General features: G+C 37.4%; 5 protein-coding genes. 2 read left to right on the forward strand and 3 right to left on the reverse strand.

Translation table 11 applies throughout. The annotated features are described in order from the left end of the window. Positions 1-4: 4 nt before the first annotated feature. The 3 genes from CHSO_RS17915 to CHSO_RS17925 all read right to left on the reverse strand — a co-directional run bounded on the left by CHSO_RS17915 (position 5) and on the right by CHSO_RS17925 (position 6,743). Positions 5-3,220, reverse strand: coding sequence for a hypothetical protein (locus CHSO_RS17915; RefSeq protein ID WP_144428970.1), 3,216 nt, complete (start codon positions 3,218-3,220; stop codon positions 5-7). A gap of 12 nt (positions 3,221-3,232) precedes the next feature. Further along, entirely contained in the window at positions 3,233-4,858 is a 1,626-nt protein-coding gene (locus tag CHSO_RS17920) for a T9SS type A sorting domain-containing protein (RefSeq protein WP_045498999.1), read from the reverse strand. Positions 4,859-5,198: 340 nt separating this feature from the next. Next, entirely contained in the window at positions 5,199-6,743 is a 1,545-nt protein-coding gene (locus tag CHSO_RS17925) for an adenosine kinase (protein ID WP_232509092.1), read from the reverse strand. 855 nt (positions 6,744-7,598) lie between these two features. Here CHSO_RS17925 and CHSO_RS17930 point away from each other — a divergent pair. After that, positions 7,599-10,553 carry a SusC/RagA family TonB-linked outer membrane protein gene (locus CHSO_RS17930; RefSeq protein WP_045499002.1) on the forward strand — a complete coding sequence of 985 codons (2,955 nt, stop codon included), beginning with the start codon at positions 7,599-7,601 and terminating at the stop codon, positions 10,551-10,553. Between the two features lie 8 nt (positions 10,554-10,561). Next, on the forward strand, positions 10,562-12,028 hold the full coding sequence (locus CHSO_RS17935; RefSeq protein ID WP_045499005.1) for a RagB/SusD family nutrient uptake outer membrane protein: 1,467 nt from the start codon (positions 10,562-10,564) through the stop codon (positions 12,026-12,028). The last annotated feature ends 759 nt before the right edge of the window (positions 12,029-12,787 follow it).

Below are 12,787 nucleotides of genomic sequence, written 5' to 3' on the forward strand. Positions count from 1 at the left end.
TGTGTTAGTTTTTGTAGTTGTATTTTAATTCTTTCAGAATATTGTTATTAACATCCACTACAGATTGTAATCTGCCTGCTGTATCATATTTATAAAACTCCCTAAGCCCGGTAGGCGGTGTAATACTTGTTACCCCAATAAGCGGATCATAGGTATAGGTAGTAACACTGGCATTCGCAAATGCAGGCTGATTTCTATAATCATCCAGAGCTTTCATCAATACCTTCTCTTTGTCTGCATCTGTATCCTCATTAGATTGTGCAATAATATCAGCAGCTAAACTCATCGCTTTCTCATAAGTAACTCCTTCTATCTTTGCAATCGGAAGGCTGTTGTTATAGCCATATATAATAGCTGTTGGAGTACTCCCTTTTGTGGTATACTGCAGCATATTGCCATAGACATCATATTGGTTATAATCAACCGTGTTTTTTGCTGAAGCTGGATTGTCCTTATCAAATTTCTGAGTGGCTACCGGCAAGATCATATTATTGGTTGATGCATTTTTAGCATATACAGTTTTGTTCTTGGCAATCACTTTCCCGTTTTCTGTACCCTCCGTTTGGATTGGGATCCCTACCATATTAGCCGATATCATATCGGTATTATTCTGATCTGTTGCATACTGGAAAGTTGCTTCCGCTGCTGATCCGTCAAAAGAGCGGGTTTCAGTCTTTACAAGATTAACAGGTTTGTTAATATCACTTACTGAATAGGTATTATTGGTTTCCGAAGTAAGGATATTATTAAGATATGTTTTATTGGTAGCCTTGGTCAATAACCATTTCCCGGATTCCACTACATAAAAATTATTAATTCTGCTGAAAGTTTGGCTATTCAAATCAAAGAAAGCAAATGATGTGGAAAGGGCCAAACTATAAGGCGAAGCAGAGAGATGATCTGAAGACAATGGATTTTTCAGCAGCATGTTTTCATACTCATAGTTTTTCTCCTGAAGCAGCGCTCCGCTTTCTGAATATGACTTTTCATTCAACACATTTTTGTTCAGAAACTGATAAGGATTCCAGCCCATATCAGGAACCGTTATATCTAAGTTATTTCCAATAGCAGAAAACTGATACATCTTTTTACCTTTTCCCAGAGTATGTTCCGTCACATATTCATAAGAAACCACATCTCTTCCGGAAAGACTTGAATTAATAGATTGATCTGCACTTAAAGCGTAATTGCTGCACATAATCTGCTGGCTTGATCCGGTAGGTCTTGTCACACTATAATGGGTTTTTAAAAATTCCAACGGGGATGCAGTACGTCCTGAAGATTGGGTACTTAAGTTATCCGGCTTGTTATATTCAAAAGTTCTTTTGGTATAGTTGGTCTGGCCATCGAAGTCGTTAATACTTTTGATTCTTAACCCTCCAACAATGGCATTCTGATTAACGGTAGTCTTGAACACTCTTTTTCGTGAAATAGAAAAAGACACAGAGCAGCCTGCTTCCGGGTCATTGGACTGTAACATGACTCTCAATCGTTTTTTATAGTCAGGATTATGAGAACCGGGAACTTCCAAAATAGGACCATGAACATCATTCCTAAACTGTGCTATTCTTTTCCAGCTACCCGTTGGCTGCAGTTCTTCCAGATAGCCATTCCCATTGGTAACCTGTATAGATCCTGGTCCACCCGGAATATTATTAGCACAACTGTTCGTCCAATCCACAAGAAATTCCCCAGTTTCTCCTGGTACATTTGTAGCATCATTAAGGTAAAATTCTGGTCCTGTTTCTTCGGCATACCCTGCACCGGGGTTCAAGACCCCAATTACGTTTGATTTTGGAATTATTTCCTCCTGTGGAATAACCAGTGTTTGCCAGATATTGTTATTTTCATAGGTAAATGAAGATGATCCTTTGGTTGGATACTGTATTTTTTTAAGTATGTAAGCCTGTGAATATTGAGGATCTACACTACGATTTCCACCCTGTGTATAATTTCTGTTGAAATACTGCATATTGGGAATGAGCCCATAGTTATTCTGACCATTATAATACCCCCATATATCCTGAGAAAAACTTCCTAAAAATGGTTTACCACTTTCATTATATTCGAAAGAGTATTCTGTATTATCTAACAGATTTTTTACTTTATTCAATTTCAGCCTAAAGTTTTTATAAGGTTGATCGCCGCCATAAGTCTCAAAATATTGATGCTCAAGAGCCATTTTTTGAATCACTCTATCTTTATAAGTCCCTATAATTTCGCTGAGGGCAAAAGTATTATCTACCGCCCCGTCCAGATCTTTCCTACCCTGTACTCCCTGAATAGTATTGGCATAATTGAATGTAAGCTTCTCATCATTATGAACAATCTCTGTAAGCAAAGCATCTACGTACATATTATTGGTTGTTACATGCTGGCTCTTCCTCGAATTTGCACAATCTGCAATATTCTGTTCTATAGGAATATAAATATCTGTAAAACTGTGGGTAATATTCCTGTACAGCATTCTTTTCCCATAATTGAAACTTACTTCCTCATTATTTGGGAATTTAATTTTTCCAAGAATAAATGAAGAAGTATAAGATTCTCCAAAACTACCTGTAGTAATAGTACTGGTTGAGTTTCCTTTTGATAATGTATAGATAACCCCTTTAGAATCTATGATCGTAAATTTATTATCAGCATAAGAGATTTTTACATCCTCATAAGGAATCGTTCTGAAGTTCCCGTTTGAATCTTTGATAAAGGAACCTGAAATAGTGGGTAGGTTATAATGATAAATATCGGGTTGAGAATCCATAACCCCCTCCTTTATGCTTGACATTTTTTGGAAAACATCTGGTGGGAAGGTATTTAAATCCCCTGTTGCATAATCCCCGGGCTGCTGTGGAAACCAAACTCCGTTTTCAAGATCATCCTTTCCATGCATTTCTACTGAAATACCATTTGGAACGGATAAAGACCAGCCTAATCCTGCCACTCCTGAAGTTTCATCTACTTTAATTCCACCTGTATTATAGGTTAAACTGATAGGAATCGTTACTCCATACCGGGTTTTAATTTCATATAAAGGAACAGAGACATTAAGCTTACCTGTCCTGTAATCTACCGGAAAGTCTCCTGCTTTGAACATGCTGTATGTTTCAGGGGTAGTAGGAAATATCTTTTGAATATCATTTTTTGTTCCGGGATCTATGGAAGCCTGCCCCAATACTATTATACCTGACAATGCAGATGCCAGAAGTATTATTTTTTTCATGATTAATGTTTTTTATTTTTTAATCAGCTTTGCATTGGCTGTTTTGTTATTATCTGTTTTTATCGTCACTAAGTAAGCTCCTTGTACCAAAGCCTGAGTATTAATTTTAGTTACTCTGTTCTTGGTTTTGAAGCTCTGAAGCTGTCTTCCACTCATATCATACAACATAATATCAGCATCCTTGAAATCAAAACCGATTTCTACATACGCATAGTCTGATACTGGATTCGGATAGATCTTAATGTCATATTTTTCAATCAGATCATTCACCTGTTTGTCACCCAACTTGACAATCTTCCAGTTCTCTTTTCCAAGTTCTTTGGCGCTGGTTCCCGCTAAAACAATTGAGCCGTCTCTATTTAATTTCAAATCTGAAAGTCGCTCTTCTTTTTGTCTGGATTCTCCTGCCACATGTTTTCGCCACTGTTCATTTCCATTCCCATCCAGATACAGCATCCAGAAGGTCTCATCATCTTTTTCTATTCTTCCTTCGGCCTGGGTATAACCACCTAATAAAATTCCTTTGGATGATTTGTCATCTGAAGAATGAATCACGCTCATTCCCATCAGAATATCACGGTTTTTGAAATTATAGGACTTTTGCCACTGCTCATCGCCTCTTTCGTTTAAAGCAATCAGCCATAGGTCTGTTCCTTCTTCAATGCCAACCGTTTTGTTTCCTGATCTTTCGGATCTGGATTCGCCACCGATGATATAACCGTTGGAAGTTAAGGCCAGTGTTCTTACATGGTCATCTCCTTTCCCGCCAAAGTTCTTTTCCCATTCTACTTTTCCGGTTTTATCCAGTTTGATGATCCAGTAATCGCCTTCGCCAAAGTTTTCTGTAGATTTTCCCGTGCGGGATGCGGGATTCGCGGTACTAGGTTCAGAAGGCGATGCTGCTCCACGAGGGCTATCTCCGGATCCCGAAACACGAACCTCGGAACTCCTGGAGTAAATTCCCAATAAGGCTCCACCGTCTTTTGTCGGAATCATTTTCTCTACTTCGTCCAACCCTTTTCCGCCTAAGATCAATTGAGAAAGTTCCTTTCCGTCTTTATCCAGTCGGGTGATCCAGACATCTTTGGATCCATATCCTTTGGATGAGTTTTGTACATTTCCGGCTATAAAAAAGCCTAGATCTGTACTTTGAATGACTGCTTTGGCTTCTTCATCAGAAGAAGTTCCCAACGTCTTTTGCCACAGTTCATCTCCAAATTCATTGATCCTGATGAGCCAGATATCTGATCCGCCTTTGGAATCCTCTTTCTTATCCAATCCTTTTCCTGAGTAAGAGGTTCCGGCTACAAGAAAACCTCCGTCCTGGGTAGTTACTGTCGCAGATAAATAATCGTGATTGTTTCCTGAGAAATACTTTTCCCAGGCTTCTTCTCCCTGCTGATTCAATTTAATCAGATGGAAATCGTAGCCGTTATTTTGTCTGCTTCCAGCCTCCATCTTCCCGCTTCCTGACTGAATAGAGCTTCCTGTAATGAGATACTGCTGATCGATGGTAGTGGTTACCTGGCTTAGAAAATCCTGAGTAGAGGATTTGATGTCTTTCTGCCAGAGAACTTCCTGGGCAGATAGCCCAAGAATGGTGCATACAGTACATGCACTGAGATAAATCTTTTTCATTCCCGTGTTATTTTAAGTTGAGTAATTAGCTTTTCAAATTTTTACAAATTTAACTTTTTTTAGTTCACGCAAGTCTTGTAAATGTGATTTAATATAAATTATTTCCAGGTATAAGGACATTTCATTGTGCTTCTATGATCCTTCATTGATTCTACAAATCTACTACAGTACTGCGACAGAACTTGTCGTAAAATCAATCTGCTTAATTTTATTTTTAAATAAGATCATCTAAAACAAAGTAAGATCAAGGAATTAAAAGCAAATAGCACCATTCGAAAATGATGCTATTTGATATTCATAAGACGACAGTCAAAAGACCATCATCTTTTTTGTCCGGATATTAATTCAATTCCTGATTGGCTTTCTGTACAAAATTATTCCATTGAGTATTCAGGTATTCTATGGATTGTTTTTTCTCATTTTTATGTAAAGAAGAATAATTAATGGAATTGAAAACCAGTTTTTTCAAAGCTTTTACATCCAATTCCCAATATACATAGGCTGCCCAAAAATCATAGCTTAATCCTTCATAACCATATACAGCAGGATCATCACTATTAATGGAACATTGTACTCCATTGCTTAACAGCACTCTTGCAGGATGATTTCTCAAGTCACTCACATACCCCAAAATCTGGTTACTGATAGGGCTTACTTCCACCAATTTATTCTGTTTTTTAATCAGTTCCATTGATTTTGGGAAGTAAATCAGGTTAAGACCATGGCCAATTCTTTGGTTGTTCAGTAAGGTAATATCCAGTACATTTTTATTGAAAACGGAATTGCTTTCTCCTGCATGAAGGAACAAAGGCATTTCTACTCCTGATTTTTTAGTAATCTCATCGAGTTTCGCCCAGTTTTTCTGAAAAGAATTAATGCTGTTTCCTGCTGCTTCATCAGCAACAAGATCAAAGCCGGAAATCATATCCGGAAATTGCATCTTTAATTTAAAGGCAATTTCAAGTTGTTTTTCAATCTTTTCTGAATCCAGAAATTTAAAGCTTGAATATATCAGCTTCAGGCTGAACTGAGGGTCTGATTGACGCATTTGCTTCACAATATCCTGTAAATCTGTAATGGAAGTTTCCAATGAATATTTCCCATGCTGGAAATCATACAATTCATCAAATACATATCTGATTTCAACGTGCTGTACTTTATCTTTAGCCAAGTCCTGAAAGCCTTTTAGATAATATTCTTTAAAAAAAGGACGGTAAGGCAACAGCAGATTAATGCGTTGGAAACGTTTCTCAAACTCAATCCAATAATCGGTGTAGGAACACAGATTATCCCGTTTTAAAAGGAGAAGTTCATGCAGTTCTTTTTCAAATCCGGGATCTGAAATCAACTTTTGATTGAGGTTGACAAATCCATTGGGAACTTTTCCATTCTCAAAGAAACCTAACTGGCCGAAAATAAATTTATCATTGTCTTTTTGATCATATACATAGCATTCTTTATATTTTCTAGCTGTTGCAATCAGCCATGTAGCACTGGCCAAACCACCACTGTGCGTGTGCAGCAAACCTCCTTTAGGCATTGTCTGAATGACTTTAAACAACTTATCGGTTTCTATCAATGGTTTTATTTCATTAAAAGAACGGTTAGATAATGGTATATGCTGTTTTTCTGTTTCGGTAAGGAACTGCTTCCTGATCTGGAATAATTTTTTATCCAAGGCGATCTCAGCATCAGATAATTTTACATCTGCATCAAAGGCCATTGCCGCATTTTCTTTCTCCAGCGCGGTCCAGTTTTCCTGATAAGTGGCTTTTTCTGCCACTTTAGTTTGGGCTCCCAACAGAGGAAATCCCAACATTACAATATAGGTAAGGTATTTTCTCATAATAATAGTAACCTGCAACCGGCAAAAAGACTTTGCCATTACAGTATTCAAAAATATAATTATTTTTTTGGTAAAAGAGTTTCAATTTGAAAAAAACAAATGATAAACCTTTTAACGACATATTTTTCATCTTTCACCATCCTTCCCTAGCCCCGATAGGAACGGTTACCCCGCAACACGCGTAAGCCTTAGCCCTGGTGTGAGGAGTATGAGTGGATAGCGGGATAAAGCTCCCTAAAAAAAGAAATCGGGCGTAAAATACACAAAAAGTCTACAAAAACAATAGACTTATGGTGTTAAATTTTATTCATCTCTTAAAATGAGATTTTTTTTGAATTTTTAAAACCGCTCCTTAACAAAAAACAAACACTTGATAAACAAATAATTAAACGCTAAAACCAAGACAAAATATCTTCATTTTTCAATTATCCTACTAAATTAGTAGACTAATATGATTTTTCTCATACTCCCTTTTAACAAAGTTTTATGAATTATTAAATAATTTTGACCCAGTTAAAAAAAATAAAACTCTGTTCTCATGAATAAGAATGACTTTAATTCTTACCAATGCACTACCATGGCTGTAGTTTCTGTTCAACATAAGTGTTGTACAGGGAAGAGCCTTTCACAGCACAATATTACTTCTAAAATGATGTGCTCTGAATTTATGGTATGTAAAATGATGATGCCATAGCTCCTAAAGAAATATGCACATTATTGTAGGAATTGAGGCCCGATAAGCTCAAGGCCTATTTAATCCGGGTACATCTCCTCTATTTTAACATTTTCTTTCTGACACCTCCTTACAAAAGGGAGGCAGGGACTTATTTTTTCCTAAACGGGAAGATAAAGAGTAATACACAATTCAATTTTTTTAAACCTAAGATTAATATAATGAGAAAAAAACAATGCAAACTTGGTGTATTGGCCGTGCTTTTATTCGCAGAATATGGCTTTGCACAGAGAAAAGACAGTCTTTCGCAGGAGACTGCCATCAAAGAAGTGGTGGTGGTAGCCTTCGGAAAGCAAAAAAAGGAAGAAATTACAGGTTCTGTACAGTCGCTAAAGGCTAAAGATCTGGGTAATCTTCAAAACGGAAATGTTCTTCAGGGAATTGGTGGTAAAGTGGCAGGGGTGCAGGTGATCTCCAACGGACAACCTGGTTCCCAACCTACGATAAGAATGAGAGGAATTGGGTCTATTAATGCATCCAGTGATCCTTTAATTGTATTGGACGGAATTCCTTACAGTGGTGACCTGAACAGTATTTCTTCAGCAGATATTGAGAGTATTTCTTTTCTGGAAGATGCTTCTTCCAACGCTTTATATGGTTCCCGAGGGGCCAATGGAGTTATTATTGTGAACACCAAAAGAGGTAAAAACAAAAAACTGAGTGTTGATCTTGATATAAAAACCGGAGTTAACTTCAGATCTATTGAGGATTATTCAGTGTATACTTCGCCACAGGATTATTATACCGCTTACTATAACAGAGGCCGAATTGGGGAAATTGCAAGACAGAAGCAGCCGGGAGCTGTTCCTTCCACTACCACTCCACATGCTGCAGGACTGTCTGCACTGAATGGACTTGGATACAATGTTTATAATGTCCCTTTTAGTCAGCTGATCGCTCCGGACGGATCTTTTAATACTAATGCCAAGCTGCTTTATCAGGATAACTGGAAAAAACTGCTTTTCAGACCTGCTTTAAGAAGAGAGGCTACGGTAGGAATTAATGCCAGTGGCGATCAGGTGAAATCTTATACGTCTTTAAATTATCTGGATGATAAGGGATATCTTATTTCTTCCGGTTTTGAAAGATTCGGGATCAGATCCAACGTAGACTACTCTATCACGCCAAAGTTAAGATTAACCACTGCGCTGTCTTATACTTACAGCAAGCAGAATTTCGGAGAAACGGGTGGGTTTTCCAATCCATTTCAGTTTGCCAGAAATATAGCGCCTTTTTATCCTGTTTTCCTTAGAAATGATAATTACCAACAGCTTTATGACAACCACGGAAATGCTTTATATGATTATGGAGACGGACAAGGTCCCAACGGTGCTACAAGATCCTATGCTGTTTTTGAAAATCCGGTAGGAAACCTTCAGCAGGATAAATCTCAGAGAGTCAGCAATATCAGCAACATCAATCTGGGGTTAAATTATGAGATTATTAAAGGATTGGATTTCACATACAGTTTTGGAGCTTATCTTGAAAATTTAAGAAATCTTCAGTTCGGAAATACGCTGGGTGGAACATCTTCATCTGTGGGCGGAACGATTACTCAGGAATCCATATTTAATTACACTCTGAATCATCAGCAATTGCTTACATATCAGAAGAAATTGGATAAGCATAACTTCAATATCCTTGTTGGTCATGAATTGAATAAAACAAAGAATGAAGGGTTTTCCGGAACGAAACAACAGCTTTTACTACCCGAGTCATGGTCTTTTGATAATGCTGTAAAAATCACAGACCTTTCAGGAAACGGATATGAATATGCGGTAGAAGGTTATTTCTCAAGACTATTATATAACTATGACGGTAAATATTTCTTTAATGCGAATGTACGTAGAGACGGCTCTTCAGTCTTCGCTCCGGAAAGCAGATGGGGTACATTTTATGGATTAGGAGCAGCATGGAATGTTGCCAAAGAAGATTTCCTTAAAGACAACAAAGTAATTAATGCATTGAAGCTGAAAGTCTCTTATGGACAACAGGGAAATGACAACATACTTCTGAACAGCACGACCAGAGATTACTATGCTTATCAGGACATCTATGGAATTAATGATTTTGGAGATGGTAAACCTGTACTTACTTTAAAGAAACAAGGAAACAGAGACCTGAAGTGGGAAACTTCCAAAAACCTGAATGCCGGTTTTGAACTTTCTCTACTTAACAACAGGATAAATTTAAATGCTGATTATTTTGAGAGAAAAGTTTCGGATATGATCTATACGCTTCCATTAGCTATATCCAATTCTGGTTCGTATGTGAAGTATGGAAATATTGGAGACATGTACAATAAAGGGATTCAGGCCAATATTAGTGTAGATATTCTTCGAACAGAAGATCTTCAGTGGAATTTCTATGCTAACGCGACTCATTACAAAAACAAGATTACCAAGTTGCCAGAGCAGCAAAGAGCTACAGGTTTGGTTTCAGGATTGTTTGTTCTTGCTGAAGGCGGAGACCGATATACTTATTACCTAAAAGAGTTTGCCGGAGTAAATCCTGAGAATGGAGATGCATTATGGTATAAAAATACAATAAACCCAACCACGCATCAGGTAGAAAAAACGGTTACCAATAATTATAAGGAAGCGAGTGACTATAATACCGGGAAATCTGCAATTCCGAAGGTGTATGGTGGATTTGGAACGGATATAACCTATAAAAGAGTAAACCTATCAGTTAATTTTTCCTATCAGTTTGGAGGATACGGATATGATGATATTTACAGATCCCTATTCCACTCTGATACCTACGGTTCTAACTACACCACTGATCTTGATAAAACATGGACTCCGGAAAACCCAACAGCAGCATTACCGCGTGTAGACCTTACTTCTACCAACCAGAATGGGCATTCTACATTATACTTGGTTAAGTCTGACTATATCAGCCTTCAGGACGTAACATTATCATATCAGCTATCTGACGATTTTGCTAAGCAGATTGGTTTATCAACATTAAAAATCTATGCTACAGGAAACAACCTTTATCTATGGTCTAAGAGAAAAGGATATGATCCGAGAGCTTCATTAACAGGAGTATCTGATGCTTACAAATACTCTTTATTATCCAGTGTTTCACTAGGTTTCAAACTAACATTTTAAAAGAATTTATGAAAACAATAAAATACTTTATATCAGCTTTAGCCGTAAGTCTCATTACGACGGGCTGTGCTAATGATCTCAATACCTTACCGGAGGGAGATATTTCCGGTGAACAACTGAATGAAGATCAGTCAAAACCAGAAAAAATCCTGGGCGGAATTTACCTGGACCTTCGAAGTAATGGTGCCGGAGGAAATGTTTCATCTCACTCTGATTTCGGGATCATGGGAATAAAGGCAGGTGCTGATTTAATGTCCAATGATGTGATACAGGCAAAAAACCAGCATCTGGGAATGTTTTATAATTATGAAGCGACCAATCCCAGTAATATCGCTTCAGAAATTGTATGGACTACTTTTTATGCAAGGATATTCATCATCAATAAACTTCTTAGTGATTTAAAAGGGGATGAAAGTCCCAAAAATAAAGCCATTAAAGGGCAGCTGCTTGCCTTAAGAGCGTATTCATATTTTCATCTGATCCGTTTTTATGCGAATGATTATAAAGGACATCAGTCGGATCCGGGGCTTCCTTTGGTTCTTACAACCAATAACCCGAGCCAGGGGCTTCCAAGATCAACAGTAGCAGAAGTATACTCGCAGATCGGTCAGGATATTGAAGAATCTATAGTTCTTTTGGAGAGCTTTGCCCGTCCATCAAGAGCTCAGATCGATCAAAGAACTGCTAAAGCCATTGCTGCAGAGGTATTTTTACAAACAGGAGACTATGCCAAAACCGTAAAATATGCTGCAGACGGTAAACAGGGAATTCCCCTGATGACGGAAAATGATTATACCACTACAGGGTTTTCCAATATCAGTAATCCTGAAGTGATCTGGGGATTCCATAATACGATTTCTACGATGAGTATCGGAAACTATTATGCTTCTTTCTTCTCCATGTTTGACAATACCAATGAAGGATATGCAGGAGCAGCTCAGATTTATAAACTTATTGACAAGCGTTTGTATGAAGCCATTCCGGATACGGATTATCGTAAAAAAGTGTTCAACGGAAGCCAGCCTGCCAAGTACACCTTTAACGGAAAGACCAAAAACTATCCTGCCTATGTAAGCTGGAAGTTCAAAGATCCAAGCATGTTTGAAGGGGATTATATCTACATCAGAGCTTCTTCCTTATATTATATAGAAGCAGAAGCTTTGGCAAGACAAGGAAGAGAAGCGGAAGCCAAACAGGTGTTATTTGAAATTGCATCCAAAAGAGATCAGGCTTATACCCTATCTACCAAAGCAGGTGCAGATCTGATTAATGAAATCATCCTGCAGAAAAGAATCGAACTTTGGGGTGAAGGCTATGCATGGTTTGATATGAAGAGATTAAATACGCCCTTAGAAAGAATATATACAGGAACTAACCACACCTTTGGAAGATTTAACCTGACACCGGATAAATTTAAATTCCAAATCCCGAATAAAGAGATTAATAATAACCCCCAAATCAAACAGAATGATTAGATAAAAAGCAAAACAATTTTAATATATTTCAAGCCAACCACCGTTTACAGTAAATGGTGGTTTTTTATATACCAGGACTCACTTCTTCCAACTCCTATTTCTCAGTAAGAAACTTATAGGATATACTTAAAAACAAAATGGCATCATTTACAGTAAATGGTGCCATTCATACAATTTGATGATCAATAGAATTACGCTTTCCTTCTTATGTATTTTTTCTAATTCCTTAAATTTTCGTTTCATAAGCCTATTTTCCGGCTTGAGTTTCAAGCATACTTTTCTGCTGTTTTATTAATTTCGGATCTGTAGGATTCATTTTTTCAGACCCCCGCAAAGCTGCTGCATAACGTGATGCCCTTTCTTTCACAAACTGCTCATTTCCCATACTACCTTTCCCTTAATTCCAACATTCGTTTAATGGATTTTATGCTTCCCATCATAAAGCCTATGAACCCTAAACGGGTATTATTTCTAAAAATTATGTACGAAAGAATGAATATTTGAATATTTATAAATTTAAAATAATAAGTCATGAAATCCCTCTTTACATCAATTGCCATGATAATGATGTTGAATTCTTTCTGCCATTTTACAGCAAAAGAATCTGAGCACAGGTATATACAGGCAGATCCGACACCTAGCAATGGAAAACGAAAACAAGCCTCAAAGATGGAAAGAAAGGTCCACCGCCTAAAAACACTGGCCAGTGGTAATTTATGAAATCATGGTATTAAGACTAATAAGATCCAGAGCTTCAAA

Source organism: Chryseobacterium sp. StRB126 (assembly GCF_000829375.1).
Taxonomy (GTDB): Bacteria; Bacteroidota; Bacteroidia; order Flavobacteriales; family Weeksellaceae; genus Chryseobacterium.